15 protein-coding genes and 1 pseudogene are annotated in these 16,622 nt (G+C 47.2%); 8 read left to right on the top strand and 8 right to left on the bottom strand.

Annotated elements, in window-relative coordinates; all coding sequences use genetic code 11:
• Window positions 1-149 precede the first annotated feature (149 nt).
• Window positions 150-2,132, top strand: coding sequence for an ATP-dependent DNA helicase (locus tag gpAD87_RS05250; protein ID WP_064636666.1), 1,983 nt, complete (start codon window positions 150-152; stop codon window positions 2,130-2,132).
• Between the two features lie 141 nt (window positions 2,133-2,273).
• On the opposite strand, the gene cysK is transcribed toward gpAD87_RS05250, so the two are convergent.
• The 4 genes from cysK to gpAD87_RS05270 all read right to left on the bottom strand — a co-directional run bounded on the left by cysK (window position 2,274) and on the right by gpAD87_RS05270 (window position 5,561).
• Complete coding sequence (gene cysK, locus gpAD87_RS05255; RefSeq protein ID WP_197521373.1) at window positions 2,274-3,233, bottom strand: cysteine synthase A; 960 nt, start codon at window positions 3,231-3,233, stop codon at window positions 2,274-2,276.
• 280 nt (window positions 3,234-3,513) lie between these two features.
• Window positions 3,514-3,900, bottom strand: a complete 387-nt coding sequence (locus tag gpAD87_RS05260; protein WP_064636668.1) for a hypothetical protein — start codon at window positions 3,898-3,900, stop codon at window positions 3,514-3,516.
• 393 nt (window positions 3,901-4,293) lie between these two features.
• Window positions 4,294-4,527, bottom strand: coding sequence for a hypothetical protein (locus gpAD87_RS05265; RefSeq protein WP_064636670.1), 234 nt, complete (start codon window positions 4,525-4,527; stop codon window positions 4,294-4,296).
• Window positions 4,524-5,561 carry a nucleotide-binding protein gene (locus gpAD87_RS05270; RefSeq protein WP_082935010.1) on the bottom strand — a complete coding sequence of 346 codons (1,038 nt, stop codon included), beginning with the start codon at window positions 5,559-5,561 and terminating at the stop codon, window positions 4,524-4,526. The genes gpAD87_RS05265 and gpAD87_RS05270 overlap by 4 nt, the downstream gene beginning before the upstream one ends.
• A 915-nt stretch (window positions 5,562-6,476) precedes the next feature.
• Between gpAD87_RS05270 and gpAD87_RS05275 the strand changes: the two genes are divergently transcribed.
• Window positions 6,477-7,199, top strand: a complete 723-nt coding sequence (locus tag gpAD87_RS05275) for a YitT family protein (protein ID WP_064636674.1) — start codon at window positions 6,477-6,479, stop codon at window positions 7,197-7,199.
• 190 nt (window positions 7,200-7,389) lie between these two features.
• Here gpAD87_RS05275 and gpAD87_RS32950 read toward each other — a convergent pair.
• Window positions 7,390-7,852: pseudogene (locus tag gpAD87_RS32950) on the bottom strand (DUF2188 domain-containing protein).
• A 223-nt stretch (window positions 7,853-8,075) separates the two neighbouring features.
• Between gpAD87_RS32950 and gpAD87_RS05285 the strand changes: the two are divergent.
• Window positions 8,076-8,876 carry a lipid II flippase Amj family protein gene (locus gpAD87_RS05285; RefSeq protein ID WP_231952449.1) on the top strand — a complete coding sequence of 267 codons (801 nt, stop codon included), beginning with the start codon at window positions 8,076-8,078 and terminating at the stop codon, window positions 8,874-8,876.
• 328 nt (window positions 8,877-9,204) lie between these two features.
• Here the strand turns inward: gpAD87_RS05285 and msrA are convergent, their stop codons facing one another.
• Together msrA and gpAD87_RS05295 are read right to left on the bottom strand one after the other, a co-directional pair.
• A complete protein-coding gene (gene msrA / locus gpAD87_RS05290; protein ID WP_064636676.1) occupies window positions 9,205-10,167 on the bottom strand; it encodes a peptide-methionine (S)-S-oxide reductase MsrA in 963 nt (320 codons plus the stop codon).
• Between the two features lie 128 nt (window positions 10,168-10,295).
• Window positions 10,296-10,907: a TVP38/TMEM64 family protein gene (locus gpAD87_RS05295; protein WP_064636678.1), complete on the bottom strand. Its 612-nt coding sequence runs from the start codon at window positions 10,905-10,907 to the stop codon at window positions 10,296-10,298.
• A 200-nt stretch (window positions 10,908-11,107) separates the two neighbouring features.
• On the opposite strand from gpAD87_RS05295, the gene gpAD87_RS05300 reads away from it, so the two are divergent.
• Both gpAD87_RS05300 and gpAD87_RS05305 read left to right on the top strand, forming a co-directional pair.
• Window positions 11,108-12,046, top strand: coding sequence for a Gfo/Idh/MocA family protein (locus gpAD87_RS05300; RefSeq protein ID WP_064636680.1), 939 nt, complete (start codon window positions 11,108-11,110; stop codon window positions 12,044-12,046).
• 83 nt (window positions 12,047-12,129) lie between these two features.
• Window positions 12,130-12,444, top strand: a complete 315-nt coding sequence (locus gpAD87_RS05305) for a hypothetical protein (protein ID WP_064636682.1) — start codon at window positions 12,130-12,132, stop codon at window positions 12,442-12,444.
• Between the two features lie 41 nt (window positions 12,445-12,485).
• Here gpAD87_RS05305 and gpAD87_RS05310 read toward each other — a convergent pair whose 3' ends face one another.
• Window positions 12,486-13,304, bottom strand: a complete 819-nt coding sequence (locus gpAD87_RS05310; RefSeq protein WP_063565659.1) for an AraC family transcriptional regulator — start codon at window positions 13,302-13,304, stop codon at window positions 12,486-12,488.
• A 189-nt stretch (window positions 13,305-13,493) separates the two neighbouring features.
• On the opposite strand from gpAD87_RS05310, the gene gpAD87_RS05315 reads away from it, so the two are divergent.
• Genes gpAD87_RS05315 through gpAD87_RS05325 form a run of 3 tightly spaced genes read left to right on the top strand, consistent with a single transcriptional unit; the run spans window position 13,494 to window position 16,473 of the window.
• Complete coding sequence (locus gpAD87_RS05315; RefSeq protein ID WP_064636684.1) at window positions 13,494-14,606, top strand: Gfo/Idh/MocA family protein; 1,113 nt, start codon at window positions 13,494-13,496, stop codon at window positions 14,604-14,606.
• Window positions 14,607-14,633: 27 nt separating this feature from the next.
• Window positions 14,634-15,398: a sugar phosphate isomerase/epimerase family protein gene (locus gpAD87_RS05320; protein ID WP_064636686.1), complete on the top strand. Its 765-nt coding sequence runs from the start codon at window positions 14,634-14,636 to the stop codon at window positions 15,396-15,398.
• Window positions 15,391-16,473: a Gfo/Idh/MocA family protein gene (locus gpAD87_RS05325; protein ID WP_064636688.1), complete on the top strand. Its 1,083-nt coding sequence runs from the start codon at window positions 15,391-15,393 to the stop codon at window positions 16,471-16,473. The genes gpAD87_RS05320 and gpAD87_RS05325 overlap by 8 nt, the downstream gene beginning before the upstream one ends.
• Window positions 16,474-16,622 lie beyond the last annotated feature (149 nt).

The raw sequence follows: 16,622 nt of genomic DNA on the forward strand, positions 1-16,622 counted from the left end.
GATTTCTGTATATATTTTCCCTGTGGTCCGGTTCTATACATCGTTTTCATTAAAAAAAGCTTGTCACCCACCTCATGGCGTGGGATAATTAACTTTTGCCCAGCGGCCTTTTTTGAACGGAAAATGAAATTTGGACCGCTTGTCTAAGAATGGAGGCTGACCTAGGATTGTCTACACAACGTTATCCTTTTGCATATGATCCGGCAGAGCCCTTTGTATCCCGTTTAGGGGAATGGGTTGCCGATGTTTTTTACGATATTTTGCCTGAGTCCGGCTTTGAGGTACGGGATGAACAGATTTTTATGGCGTACCAGCTCGAACGGGCCTATGGAGATAAAAAGACCATTATGGCTGAGGCTGGTGTGGGAACAGGAAAGACATTAGTCTATCTGCTCTACGCGGTCTGTTATGCTCGTTATACGGGTAAACCGGCGGTAATCGCCTGTGCCGATGAGTCGTTGATTGAACAGCTCGTGAAGCCCGGCGGAGATATTGCGAAGCTGGCTGCACATCTGGACTTGGAAGTGGACGCACGTTTGGGCAAGTCACCGGACCAATACGTCTGTCTGAACAAATTAAGTGCAGTAAGATTCGCAGACGAGGATGCGCAGGTGATCGAAGAGGTGCATGAGAGCCTTCCGGATTTTGTGAATACGCCGGGTACGCTTCAGGCATTCCATCCGTATGGTGATCGCAAACAGTATCCACATCTGAATGATCGCCAGTGGAATAAAATTAACTGGGACCCGTTCCAAGATTGTTTCGTTTGTCCCAAACGTCAACGCTGCGGCCTGACGTTATCACGTGACCACTACCGCCGTTCCAAGGACATCATCATCTGTTCCCATGATTACTATATGGAGCATGTGTGGACCTATGAAGCGCGCAAACGCGAGGGACAATTGCCATTGCTGCCTGATCACAGCTCGGTTGTATTTGATGAAGGACATTTGCTGGAAGAAGCGGCCCTGAACGCACTGAGCTACAAATTGAAACACCGCATCTTCGAGGAACTCGTCACTCGCCTGCTTGAAGGTGAGATTCGTGAATCCCTCGCCGAGCGTGTGGATGAAGCGATAGAGAGCAGTGAGCGACTGTTCGCGTTGCTGGATACGTATACGGTAGCCATTCCCGGATCGGAACGGAAAGAAGTGCGGGTAGAACCGCCGTTGCTGCGTGAGATTGAACGACTGACCAGCGTATTGGATGCGATCGGCGAAGAATTGGTATTTGAGAGCGGATTGTTCTCGCTGGACGGCTATCAGATGCGTGTAGTGGAAGAACATCTGGACATGATTCAGTCTGCCCTTGCGTTGTTCCGTAAGGAAGATGGGTACATCTGCTGGGCTGAACAGAGCGATGACGAGACAACCTTATCCATCATGCCGCGTACCGTGAAGGAAATTCTGAACGAGCGTGTGTTCAACACAGGCATTCCGATTGTCTTCTCATCCGCAACGTTATCTGTGGATAATTCATTCCGTTATGTGGCAGACAGTCTGGGGATTGATGATTTTGTATCGTTCTCCGTGGCTTCCCCATATGACTACGCAGACAAAATGCAGATGAAGATTACCGATGAAACCGTACCTGGTCACCCGGAAAACGAAAATCGGTTGCGTGACGCCGTGACGCTGCTTCAGGAAAGTGGGGGCCGTGCGCTGATTCTGTTCCGTACGATGGAGGAGCTGCGTGCATTCAAGCAGGACATCGTTCATGTCCCTGAGGCTCAAGGGTTACGCTTTATGTATGAGGGAGATCGGGAGATTAGTGACCTGATTGCCGCTTTCCAGGAGGATGAGGAAAGTGTGCTGTGCTCCGTCAATCTGTGGGAAGGTCTGGACGTTCCAGGACCGTCATTATCCAATGTCATGATCTGGTCGCTCCCGTATCCACCACAGGACCCTGTATTTAATGCAAAACGTACAGCGTCAGCTGCACCTTATGAAGAGATCGATCTTCCATACATGTTGCTGCGCGTGAAGCAAGGTCTGGGACGTTTGATTCGGACCAGCAGTGATTCGGGTACCGCCGCGATTCTAGATGAATCGTTATACAGCAAAAAGGAAGCCAAAGACCGCATTGCGGCTCTGCTTCCCGAAGGTGTAGAATGGACAACCCTGACACACTAGTTCACATTCATATTTAGAATATTTAACTTAACTGGCTCCCTTTCCAGAGTAAGTACTTGTACGCTGCGGATTCAATGTCCAGCTGTGATCAAGCGCTCATTTTGGAGGGGAGTCTTTAACTTGTGTAAGAGTTTTTCTTTGTTAAAAAATACCCATGCTCAAATACCGTTCCCCGGTATCGGGCGCAATGCAGAGCACTCGGTGACCCGGTCCCAGTTCCCGCGCGATGCGCAGGGAGGCCCACACCGAAGCGCCAGAGGAAGGGCCGAGCAGCAGCCCTTCCCGGGCAGCAAGCTGCCGCATCGTATCCAGTGCATCCTCATCGGACACCTGGATAATGGCATCCCACACGTCGGTATTCAGAATGTCCGGAATGAACCCCGGACTTGTACCGACGAGCTTGTGGGGTCCGGGCTCGCCACCGGACAGCACAGGTGAACCTTTCGGCTCTACCGCATAGATACGAATGTCCGGCAGCTGCTTGCGCAGTTCTTCTCCCGTTCCGGTGATCGTACCGCCTGTTCCCGCAGTGGCGATGAAGGCGTCCAGCTTGCCTTCCATCTGCTGCATAATTTCGGGAGCGGTGGTGATCCGGTGAATGTCCGGGTTCGCCGGATTCTCAAATTGCTGGGGAATGAAAATTCCCGGAATGTCGGCCTGAAGTTCTTTTGCTTTGCGAATCGCGCCAGGCATCCGCTCCGCAGCAGGGGTGAGCACCACATCTGCGCCGTAGGCTTTCAGAATGTTGATACGTTCCTTGGACATGTTGTCCGGCATGATCAGAATGGCTTTATATCCTCTGGCAGCGGCGTTCATCGCAAGACCGATCCCTGTATTACCACTGGTCGGTTCGATAATGGTTGCGCCGGGAAGCAGTAGTCCTGCCCGTTCAGCCTGAACGATCAGGTTATAAGCGGCACGGTCTTTGACGCTGCCGCTCGGATTGAAGTATTCCAGCTTGACGTATACGTCAGCGGAATCACTGTCTGTAAGTCTGTTCAGTCTGACGGCAGGTGTCTGGCCGATCAGTTCGGTAACATCTGCGGCAATGCCTGTATGTGCGGGTGTTTGATTTTTAATTAAATGCGAATTCAAGTCCATGAAGTACAGCTCCTTGATTGATAGACGTTGAAAGCAATTCCAATGAACAAGTCTGTCCGCCGTTAATGGCTGGCAGGCTTGTTTGCTTATAGGAATTCATTTTCACTACAAGTCTGAACAGAATGTACAGACTTGTCTATTCCATCTTAATGAACGCAGCCTCCCGGGGTCAACCTGTTTCGATTAGGCAGAAGGGTGAGGAGTCTAAGGAGTAAGTGAACTAAGTGGACGAAGAAATGTGAATTTAAACGATGACGGGTACATTTAGCAGATGAATCAGCTATAACGGCTGGGTCAAGTCCATATCCAGATGCCGACTAAGCTCTTTTTTGACTTCATTCCGCGCGAACGTCCACAGCATATAGAACCGCTGCAAATAGCCTCTGCACAGATACTGGGTTTCGATTCCATCAACTTGCCGTTTTTCCTCCAGAACCTTGACGCCACGAGTTCTCATCTGTTTGCGAAGCGTCAGCATTTCCTTAAGTACATCATTCTGAATGCGGGTTAGAGACAGAATGTAGACCTCTGGCATTTTGAGCTGCAACGTATCCAGTGTGCGAATATCCCGTTCAAGCACATCCAGCAGCAGGGTGCGTACAACCATGCTTTTAATCAATCGGTGGTCTTCATCCGCAGGGGATGGGGCGGAAGGGGATGATGACATACTTTCACTTCCTTAACCTTGAATTCGGACATGTTCTTATTTACAGAACGTATGTTCTTATATTATAATCAATATATGCAATGATGATACACAATACAACCGAGAAATATTGGAAGTAGCACATATGCGATTTATGCTGAGGTTGTAGGCGGTGAAATAGGGACAAGCCTTCTCCAAAATAAGGTATAATTTTTGGGTTTTGCAGGAAACCTAAGGGCATAAAGAAAACGACTAAATGCATCAGAGGAAGAGATGAAGAGCTTTTGGTTCGTCGATTAGCGAAGGTTATGAAGAATTGCCAAAGTAATTGCAACAAAAAAGCCCCTGCCTTGGGCGGCGGGGCCAGATGATCTGCCGAACCAGACGGCAGAGTTGTATATGAGCATAAAGCGGTTAAGCCAGATACTGAGGCTTCTCATAAAGAGCCTCTTTTTCCAGAATCACTTTGTAAGGTCTTTCTTTACCCTTCAGCGAAGGGCCAATCGTAGTCAGCGGTACGGCCGGTTTGTGGAAACGATCTTCTTCCTTGGGTTCCGGAACCGGTCGTGATGATTCGGGCGCAGAACTGAGGCGTACCTTTTTCTCGCTGCCCCAGCGCTTGCTTATTTTTTTCGTTTCCGGTTTCATTCCGGTTCGCCTCCTAACAAATCGTTGATGGCGTTGAACAGATGACGATTCTCCAAATCCATCTGCTGAAATATCGCCTCATCCGCTTCAATATGTCCAATAATATGGACTGTGATTACATACCTCTTGGCTACAGGATAGCATAGCAGATACTCTTTCTCAAGGTAGTCGTCGTAGAGATTGATCTTGATTTTGTTCTCCCGGTAAGAATCAATAACCAGAATTCGCTTCGGATCATCAAGCTGTTTGTCGTCGTTGGCGGACAAGTTATATTTTCTCCCCGGTTCCCCAACATTACCACATAATTGTTCAATATGACCACTGTCATCTGTACGGTATATTGCAGTCCCACGCACGGCAAATGGAGGAAGGGATACAAATGCACTTCGAAGTGCATCGCTCATTCGCTCCAACATAACCGAATCTGCTTTGCGGGTACGCAGTAACTCCCTGAAGAATCGCAGCAGCTTGAGCAACTGTAATCGGGCTTCGCCCTCAGACCTTTTATGTTTCTCGATGATTTTTTCCACTTCGGGATCGCTCCATCGTCCCTGTTCTTCGATGCTGTCTGCGATTTTGGAACAGGCCACCGAGACGGCTGGCGCCCATTTCCCGTCTGAACGAATTTCATAAACCAGTGGATTTAATCCCAGCAGGTCTGTAGGCATGCGTAAACCTTCGATCTTGGAAGCGTCTTTGATGTCCGTAATATCTTCAGGGAGAATGAAAAAAATACGCTTTCGTCCTAGCCGACCCATAAACAAACCCATTTCCAGCATTGTATTATCACGGACAGAGGCATAGTACTTCCCGCGAATTTTCGATATATCATCCGGATGAAAAATAAAAATGGCAAAGTCAGTCGTACGCACTTCTGTTTCCAAATCGTCCATGGTATAACTGCTTGGATTAAAAACTCCGGAGTACCAAGGGGTAACTTCGGCCGAGAAACGCAAGTTTTCGTGTACTGCGGCTGCAATCGGCTTCGCTTCCAGCGAGCAGCCAATAAAGACTCTTGGCTTTAACGTTTTCATCAATCCGCCTCGCTTAAACGGGTAGTGGGAATCAATTGTTATATTATACCATAAACAGCAGAGTAAGTCTGGAAACGTTTAGCTGGACCAAGATAAGCCGATTACATTTGCTATAGTGTATGTGCAAGAGGGAAATGATTCCTTTAAAATCCGCGGAAAAATAAAAAATGGACCCAAATTGTCACAGTTGGGTGACTGGACAGTTATATTTGGAAGCTTCAGTCATAGAATGAAGGAGCAGGTAGCACCATTAGTTAGAGAAGCTTGTCCTGGTGTGGCTGTTTCGCGGCTCAAGCAGGCCAGAGTGTGCTTTTTGCGCATATTTGAAGGGTCTGCTGTTTCGACCCAATCACATCGGTGTTATATAATAGAAGAACAAGCAAGTTAGCTTAGATTTTTAAACTGAATTGAACGTTACATGTGTCTATAGAAGGCGAACTAAATTTTTACACGAGAACGTAGAGTGCAGAACCCGTCTGGAGAAGCGAAGCGCTCGCCTTTATCCCCGGATTTTCTCCTTTGGAAAAGGGAATCAAAAAATCCGGGGATAACAGCGATCGAAAGAGGGTACTGCAATCGAAGTGGTTAAGTGTAAAGTTTATATGGTCTTATGCAAGGTGTAATATTCATCAGTTTAATTGGCATAGCTAACCACCAACAGACAGAAAGGATCAGGATACCATGAGTTCCCGAAGGATAATTTCCCCAAGGACGATCTGGAAACGTTACGATCTCTCTTACACTTAGCGCCCCTTGTAGAGTACACCACCGTAAAGAAAAAAACGGCTGACTCTGCGAAAGAGGGGATTGGAATGAATAATATTCGAAGGACAAATACGATGATTTCTTCCAGGCTTGCCTTTTGCAGGGTACGGTCGGTGCAAACCAACCTTTACAAACTGCGAGGGAACCTGAATGAAGAGAACATCGTTAACCTTACAACAAGTTAAGACAGAGGCGGTAAAGTTCGCCATTATGCTGCTCGGAACATTTATTTTGGCATTTGCCTACTATCACATTAATTTTCAGAATCATTTATCGGAGGGCGGATTTGTCGGTCTGGCCCTGCTTGGAAAGTACGCGACAGGCTTATCACCTGCGATCGGCATGCTGCTGCTGGATATTCCAGTCATGATTCTGGCCTGGTTCCTCAAGGGCTGGAAGTTCATGATTCAGGCGCTGCTGGGTGTGGCCGCATTCTCATTGTTCTATGACGGGTTTGAGCGGTACTCCACCCTGGTTATTCCGTTTCACGGTAATTTGTGGGTTCCGGCAGTCCTGTCCGGTGTTATCACCGGCGTGGGAGCTGGCATGGTGCTTCGATTCGGAGGAGCAACAGGTGGAGACGACATTCTGGCGGTGCTCATTAGCCGTTGGAAGGGCTGGAAGCTGGGAACGGTTTTCTTTGTCAGCGATGCGTTTGTACTCGGATTGTCGCTTTTCTTTCTACCGGTAAAAGAAACTTTATATACCATTCTGGCCGTATGGATTGCCAGTAAAGTGATTACGTACATGGTCAGTTTCCCGGCTCGCCGGACGGTTACGACCTCAGCTGTGAAGCTGCCCGTGTCGACTGCAGCCAAAGTAGTCAGCGGTGCTTCACAACGAGCTCCGGTGGCTAGAGGGGTTTCGCATTAAACGTAACGACCACCCTATTCGAAATGAATGTTGTTCGAGTAAGGTGGGCTTGCCTCATACCAAACACAAAGCCCTTTTGCATGCTTGATGGGAATCATTCCATTAGCGGCGAAAGGGCTTTTTTGCTTGCCTTCAGTAAAAAAATTAAAAGTAATACATTCACGATATTCCTATTTTAGAACAGATTCACTCAAGGCTTGATGGAAGAGGCAATTTGCCCATCTTCATTATTGATAATAGCCCGAATGTTCTGTTTTTCACTCTTTTCTTTGGCAGCATCCACAGCTTCGGCTTTGGTTCGGAACGTAGCCAGAGATTTGGATTGACCTTCTTCAGCCAGAGTCGGTAGGAACGACATGAATATTATCATGGCTTTTGGAAGAAGAGACAGGTTCGGAATGACGGCGTGGAGATGAAGATTTTCCATGCTCCGATTTGCTATCTGATGAAGTATGTTTTGTAGCCTGCTTTGAATTTTTCGATGTGGGATGATTCTCATCCCATTCTTCCGCTTTGGCAGTCGCGATTGCAATGGAGCGTCCTTCCTCATAACCGTCATCCAGCAATGCATTGGCAATCTCAATGGCCTTATGTCTGACACGAGGCTCCAGATTTTTCATGGAAACGGGATAATCCTGTTTGTTCCACGGCATATTGATTCCCTCCTGTACAATATAAGTTATTTGTATATTACCCTGTACCCGGATGAATAAACGATTATTGTGGAGAACTTCAAAGCGTGTGCTGTATTTTTGTGCATTCTACTGTTCAACTTCTTAGTGCTTTTCTATACTTTTATGTGGATGAGGAGTATAATGCTTCCATACTTGAAATTACAATAGAAGTACATTAGGAAAAAGATAAGGAGATTTACATGTGTTTAGTTTGAGCCTAGCCATTCCCATGTTATTTACCATGCTTATTCATGCGGCTGACAGCCTGTCCTATGCACTGCGCCTTGGGGGATTACGCACTCGCCGAATAGCGCTGGCCTTGTCCCTCTCCGGAATTTTGTTGCTGGTGTCGCGTACCTCCAATATGGCCCAAGGGCCGATGGTAGGCAATCTGGTGGATACTGCGGCGAATGGAGGGAACCCACACTTTGCAGCGCAACTGCACTGGCTGATGGGTGCGGCTACGATAGGAACGGCCTTGGCTATTCTAAGTTTTCCAACGATGGTCAAGCTCGCTTCCCGAATGGTCGTTCATTTTGAGGCGGCAGGATCGATTCCTTCCATGGTTCGAGGACTGATGAAACGTAGCAAGCTCAAAAACGCGATGTATTATATTACCCCGCCATCATGGAAAATGGCAAAGTTATTGGTACACAACGGAATGCCCAGACGTCTAATGACGTTGAACATAGCGGTAACAGCAATCTATACGACTGGAGTCCTGTCCAGTCTGTACGCTGCGTATCTTTATCCGGGTCAGGCTGTAGCTGCTTCGCAATCCACCGGACTCATTAATGGAGTAGCGACCATTTTGTTAACCATCCTTATTGATCCTCGTATTTCGTTGCTCAGCGACAAATCTCTGCGTGGTGAAATTCGGCTGGATCGAATGAATCAGATCTATGGCTGTATGCTTGTATCCCGTTTATTTGGTACATTGTTGGCGCAGTTGTTATTGATTCCATTTGCTTACTGGATCGGCTGGATTGTGAGTATGATGTAAGCCAATTTCAATCTATATACAAAAAAAGCAAACTAAAAAGGGGGCTTCCCGTATGTCATAAAGATGACGGGAAGCCCCTTTTAGTCTTAATTAATGTCTAACGAACTGAGCACAAGTTAATAGCTCCAATTCCCTCAAGTCTGTGGTTTAACGAATCGTAGAGTCATTATTTCATCGCTTTACATGTGCTGCTTCAGGCTTTTTCGTAGATTTCAACCGAATAACGTGACTGAAGTTCGTTAAAATTAGTATTCCACGTTAATTGTCCTCTTAAGGTGCGGTCGATTCGCTAGCGCTTATTAAATTCCGTACTTCAATGAAACATTACTTAATTAAACAGTACGGCGTATTCGGCATATCCTTCTTTTTCTAGGTCTTCTTTGGGTACAAAACGAAGGGCTGCGGAATTGATGCAATAACGCATTCCACCAGCTTCGGCAGGGCCGTCATTGAACAGGTGACCCAAATGGGAATCCCCTTCACGACTTCTCACTTCGGTACGAATCATGAAATGGCTGAGATCCGTTTTTTCCTTCACATTATAGTCCCGCAGTGGACGGGTGAAGCTTGGCCAGCCGCAGCCGGAATCGTATTTGTCGGTGGAACTGAACAGTGGCTCACCGGATACGATGTCCACGTAAATTCCGTCACCATGGTGGTCCCAGAACTCGTTATGAAATGCTGGTTCGGTTGCGTTTTTCTGGGTAACTTCGAACTGCAGCGGCGTCAGACGCTCTTTCAGGCCGTCTTTATCCACTTTGCCGGACCAGTTGCTTTCGATAAAGTCTTCACGTCCAGAACCTTTACGGTACCGTTTGTAGTGCGCAGGGTTTTTGTGATGGTACCCTTGGTGATGCTCCTCTGCTTCATAGAACGTTTTCGCTGGCAAAATCGGTGTGAAAATTGGTTTGTAAAAACGTCCGCTTTGTGCCAAAGCTGCTTTGGAAGCTTCTGCGATCTGGCGTTGTTCTTCACTGTGATAGAAGATGGCCGTCTGATACGATGATCCACGGTCATGGAATTGTCCACCCGTATCCGTTGGGTCGATCTGTTGCCAGAACAATTCAACGAGCTTCTCATATGGGAAGATGGCCGGGTCGAATGTAATTTGAACGGCCTCTACGTGACCAGTCGTTTCCGAGCAGACCTCCTCATATGTGGGGTTCTCCGTATGTCCTCCTGTATAACCCGATACAATCTTATGAATACCGGGTAGTTCCTCGAAGGGGGATACCATACACCAGAAGCACCCGCCTGCAAAAGTTGCTTTTTCACTAGTATGTTGTTCCATGCTATAGTCACTCCATTTCTGATGAAGAATGATATTTTGGCTTACTCTTCTATTATATCCCGAATTGGCAAGCCAACCAAGCAGGATCGTAAAGAGGATGAGTCTGAAATGTTTCTGACTGTTCCCACTTAGGCTTTTTTACGAGAGCGTAAGCGAAACAAGAGCAATATTATCGTCATGAACACCAGATAACCGGCAAGGATTAGCAGGCTCACCCAGATTGATGTTTCTGCTTGTGCACCTGCATAGGCAAAAACAAAAATCGCAGGCAGTTTGCCAATTGCCGTCGCAACCATGAAGACCCAGAATGGGGTATAGGTAATGCCCGCGTAGATATTAACCGCCATTTGGGGCACGATGGGCAGCAGTCGCATAGACACGATACCCATGAAGGGATGAGCCTCCATCCATGTTGTAAATCGATTCAAACCCCGAATGCGTTCGAGATAGGATCTGGCCTGATTTCGGAATATCGTCCTCGCTCCGGTGTATACCAGCATTGCAGCAAATGTGGTCCCAAGCCAGCATATCCAGGCTGCTGTTGCAGTACCGTAACTATAGCCAAAGGCAATAATGACGATTTTGTACGGAATTACGGGTACAAGAGCAAACAATGTCGCCATGGCTAGTAAAAGTGGAATGGACTGATGCAGATCGGTCCAGGTCAGCAGTTCATATCTGTAAATAAACGTGACTCCAGCAAGTAAAACATATAAGAGGAGCCATAACCATTTTCGCAAAATCCCAAACGCTCCTTTCAGACCAGGAAGGTCTTACTGTATCCCAATCCGTATTGCTTTCTCTCTAAAGTTTACCACGTTCAACCAAAGGATGGACAATTCATGGCGGTTCTAGCTGCAATCACTGGCATGTTGCTGCCTGAAGGGTTACACTATAGGACGTAGAAATATAGAACTCATCTGAAGGTGGAATGATCATAATGGAAACAACCAAGCGAACCCGTGCTGCGATCATCGGACTCGGGGACATTGCACGTAAAGTATATTTGCCGCTGTTGACAGCCCACTCGGACGTGGAAATTGCGGGGATTATGAACCGTTCTCCCGAGCAGGTGAAGGAAATACAGCATACCTATAGATTGAACAATGGAACAACGGATATGAAAGAATTGTTGTCCTGGGATCTGGATGCGGTGTTTGTACATACAGCGACAGAAGCTCATTTTGACATCGTTATGCAATGTTTGGAACGGGGGCTGGCAGTATACGTGGACAAACCGCTGTCCTATACGTTACGGGAGTCGGAAGAAATGACCGCATTTGCGGAAGCACAGGGTCTTCTTTTGGCGGTAGGTTTTAACCGGAGATTTGCACCTTTGTATCAAAACGCGAAGGAATGGATGCAGGCTGGACAAGGCTTTGAATCGCTGACAGTTACTAAACATCGTACAGGCATTCAGGATCGTCCCGCTGCGGAAACTATCTATGATGATCTGATTCATATTCTTGACCTGATGTTATGGTATTCGGATCACAATGTGCAGCTGCTCCATCAGTGGATACGTAAAAATGACTTGGACCGTCTGCTGCACGCCGCAGGATCAGCCAAGTTGGGTAGAACGGCATATGGCAGATTCGATATGATACGCCAAGCAGGAGCGGATCTGGAGAAGCTTGAGCTGTATGGCGGGGGAAGATCGGTAGAAGTGCTGAACATGGAAATAGCGAAGTATGAGGAACGCGGTGCACAGGAACGCAAGGAAACCTTTGGCAGCTGGGAAAGTATTTTGACCCGAAGAGGATTCACGGGAGCGATTGATCAATTTTTGGCAAATCTTGAAACCCCGGATGACTGTGCCATCAGTGCAAGTCACGTTATGGACAGTCATGACCTGGCTGAACAGCTTATCCGCGGTTAATCTTGCAGAAGGTCGTGCGGGAGTATAAATGAAGCCTTCCGCACCAATGATTCATTAAACGATAATGGAGGAAGAATAACACCATGGATGAATATGAAAAAGAACGCAACAAACAGATTGAGGAAGCTGTAATTGAGACGTATAAACAGGAAGAGGAAATGATGATTCTGGTATTTTCCCAGTGGTGTGTCAATCAGGGACTGGATCCGGAAGAGATGTACCGGCAAGCCTACCCGGAACAACTGAGCAACGAGCGTTTGCAGCAGGTGCTGAAGCTAGTTGTATCCAAGGAGGAAGCCGGTGACATTCCGGACGACACCGTATTGGGCGTGCTATCCATGTTTGGCAACGAAGATCTGGCTATGGTTGTATCCGAGGCGATTGCTGCGCGCAAATAAGTTTCGGTTACGGATAATACGTATACGTATTAATGAAGCGATTACATCTGTTCCCGGTGAATGACGCGGAATTCTTTGGGCGACATGCCAAACCGGGAGCGGAATACCCGGTGGAAATACGTATAATTGTTAAAGCCGGAAGATTCGGCTACATGTTCGAGTGTCATTGGACTAAAAATGATCCGTTCCCTGGCCATGTTCAGTCGTACATCCAGTGTATATTGCATAATACTTTTACCAAAAGCTTCTTTGAAGAGATGAACTCCCCTTGAAACACTGATTCCAATATGGGTGGCTATATCTTCAAGCTTGAATAGAGAAGAAGCGTTCTCCTCGATGTAACTTTTAATCTCATATGCCACATAGTTGGTGTTGGTAATCGTCGGATGCTCCGAGAGCATACGATCCACTTCAAGACAAAGAATTCGCATATAATAACTGGCGATTTCAGGGTACGGATTGGAAATACGGCGCTGCTCCAGTACGAGCTGTCGAAACAGGGTAAGCAGGCTTTCGGTCAGCTGCACCTTGATCCGGTTCGGCCGCTTGTGATGTTTCCACCACTCATCCACCCAGTCCCCATTGAAGAAAATATGGTAATCACCACTCTCCACAAGTCGTTCACCCATCGGATTTTGTTCTTTGTCTATTCTCAGTTCATACGGCTCATCTGGACTAAACAGAAGCAGATCACCCGCATCAACAAGCGACATGGTGCCGTCTACACGTGCTCGGCAACGTCCGTCCGTCTGGAGTCTCAACAAGTAATTCTTTACTCCCTCAGGATGCAAGCCTATATAAGGTTTGCGATGAAACGAGAAGCCTGCTGTAAGAACCTGGCAGGAATAATCAGTCGGCATTGGCATACTCCTTGCAATTTGAAAATTATGACCAGATAGTTCATGTTTCGATCATATTATTCATTTTAATTGAAGCCGAAACGGAATACCATAGTATTAAATTCAAGTGCAACACTTAAGCGTAAAACCTTCAATTCCAAATATGCAAATTTACAGGTTCTCACCATTCATAAGGAGATGAACATCACTGTGGAGAAAATGAAAGCGGGTATTATTGGTTGCGGTAACATTAGCGCCATTTATCTTGAAAATTTTAAAGATAATCCTCTCATTGAAGTGGTGGCTGTCGCGGATTTGATCCGTGAACGGGCACAAGAACGAGCTGATGAATTCAATATCGCAAACGTTTACAATGTAGATGAGTTGCTGCAAGATAACGAAATTGAGCTTGTTTTAAACCTCACGGTTCCTGGCAGTCATGCCATGACTGATCTGGCTGTGCTTGAAGCAGGCAAACATGTGTATGCCGAGAAACCACTGGCAATCTCTCTTGAGGATGGTCGCAAGGTAATCGAACTGGCTGAGGAAAAAGGATTGTATGTGGGTTCAGCACCGGATACGTTCCTTGGCTCAGGTATTCAGACTGCCCGCAAGGCTATTGAAGAAGGACTGATCGGTAAACCGATTGCGGCAACATCATTCTTCATGGGTGGAGGGCCGGAGGCTTGGCATCCGAATCCGGAGTTCTTTTATGTCGCTGGTGGCGGACCGATGTTCGATATGGGGCCTTACTATTTGACCGCTCTGATTACTCTCCTTGGATCGATTCGCAGAATCAGTTCATCGGCAGGTGTACAGATCACAGACCGCGTTATTGGTTCCGGTCCGAAGGAAGGTACATCTCTTGAGGTACAGACGCCAACACACTTGGCAGGAACGATTGATTTTGAGGAAGGTGCCATTGCAACAATGATCACCAGCTTCGATATCCGGGGTGCTTCGGATTTGCCACGGATTGAAATCTACGGTACCGAAGGTACGATGAGCATACCGGATCCCAACTTTTTTAACGGGGAAGTGAAGCTGCGCAGATTCGGTCAGGACACATGGGAGACTGTGACGCCTGCTTTTGAAAGCAGACAGAACGAGCGCGGAATCGGCGTTACCGAAATGGTTGAATCCATTCGAGCCGGACGCGAACACAAAGCCAGCGGTAAGCTCGCCTACCATGTGCTTGAAGCTATGCATGCGTTCCAGCGCTCCTCGCTTGAGGGCAAACACATCCAAATGGAGAGCACTTATCAAGCAGGAGCAAAAAACAATACAGATGAAAATCAGTCAGAGGCTGTACAGTCACACTAATTGATCTTGGATGAGGTGAACCGGTAAATGTTGAAGGTTGGATTACAGCTATATACGGTACGTGATGAACTGGAACGCGATTTCAAAGGTACACTTGCCAAGGTTGCAGAGCTTGGATATCAAGGTGTGGAGTTCCATAACTTTTACGGGCATAGCCCGGAAGAAGTAAGGGCCATTCTGGATGAATTCGGTCTGGAGATTGTGGGTACCCATGTTCAGTACAATAGTCTGCTTGAGGATCTTGATGGCGTGATCGCTTATCACAAAGCCATCGGAAACAAAAACCTGATTGTCCCTTATCTGTCGGAAGAACAACGACAATGGGATAACGTATTTGCTTCCCTGAATGAGATTGGTGAGAAATGTGCAGCTCAGGACATGGTGTTAATGTATCACAATCATGATTTTGAATTTACAGAGCAGGTTGAGGGGCAGCCGGCGTTATACGCGATGTATGATACCGTAACCGCTTCCCATCTGCAAGTGGAGCTGGATTCGTGTTGGGCTCACGCCGCAGGATACCCGCCAACGGAAGTCATCGCGAAGTATGCGGGACGTTTGCCACTGGTCCACTGGAAAGACATGTGCCGTTCAGAAGGTCAAGTCCTTACAGTGGAATTCGGCCAAGGTGAGGTAGATTTGGGGGCTGTAGCTACAGCGTCAGATCAGGCGGGAGCCGAGTGGCTTGTTGTGGAACAGGATGTATGTCAGAATCCTCCACTGCAAAGCATCGAGAGCAGTATGAACTGGATTAGAAAATATGCCGCTAATGGAGGACTTGTTCATGTCTAAAGTACTTAATATCGCCATCGTTGGTTGTGGCGGAATCGCCAAAGGTAAACATATGCCCAGCCTGTCCAAACAATCTAAAGGCCGTATGGTCGCTTTCTGTGACATTGTGAAAGAACGTGCGGAGGAGGCAGCAGCCGAATTCGGTGCTGAGGGAGCCAAAGTATATACGGATTATCACGAGATGCTGAAGGATGAAAGCATCGATGTGGTACATGTTTGTACACCAAACGACTCCCACTCCGTGATCACGGTCGCTTCTCTTGAGGCGGGCAAACATGTAATGTGTGAAAAGCCAATGGCGAAGACGTCTGCACAAGCGCAGGCTATGCTGGAAGCCGCACAACGTACAGGCAAAAAGTTGTCTATTGCGTATCAGAACCGATTCCGCAATGACAGCCAATACCTGAAACAAATGTGTGAAGAAGGCGAGCTGGGCGATATTTATTTCGGTAAGGCGATTGCACTTCGCCGCCGTGCTGTACCTACCTGGGGTGTGTTCCTTGATGAGGAAAAGCAGGGTGGAGGACCGCTGATTGATATCGGTACGCATGCATTGGACCTGACTCTTTGGCTGATGGATAATTACAAGCCGAAGAGTGTTATGGGCTCAACTTTCCACAAGCTGGGTCAACGTGAGAATGCGGCCAATGCTTTTGGTCCGTGGGACCCGGAACAATTTAAGGTAGAGGATTCTGCATTTGGTTTTGTGACGATGGAGAATGGGGCTACAATTATCGTCGAGTCCAGCTGGGCGCTGAACGTAGCTGAGTTCGGCGAAGCGAAATCACTGCTTTGCGGAACAGAAGGTGGCGCGGATATGAAAGATGGTCTGCGTATCAATGGCGAGAAACGCAGCCGTCTGTTTGAAACTAAGGTAGATCTGGACGCAGGCGGGGTTGCTTTTTATTCCGGTAGTGCAGAAAATGAAGCGGATCGTGAAGCTAGAATGTGGCTTGAAGCGATCATAGAAGACAAAGATCCAGTTGTAAAACCTGAACAAGCCATCGTGGTTACTCAGATTCTTGAAGCGATCTACGAGTCTGCTCAGACAGGCAAAGCGGTTTATTTCGACTAAACCGACCGGATGTCATTTCCAATGAAATAACCAGTATTCTTACGTTTATTTTCAGGATAGAAAAGCTCTTGATTTTCCACAATAACGATACAATTATGTGATCTGAACGGTATATTTATGCAGTTCATGGTTCATAAAACCAGCAATTA

Source organism: Paenibacillus sp. AD87, from assembly GCF_001659845.1.
Taxonomy (GTDB): Bacteria; Bacillota; Bacilli; order Paenibacillales; family Paenibacillaceae; genus Paenibacillus; species Paenibacillus marchantiae.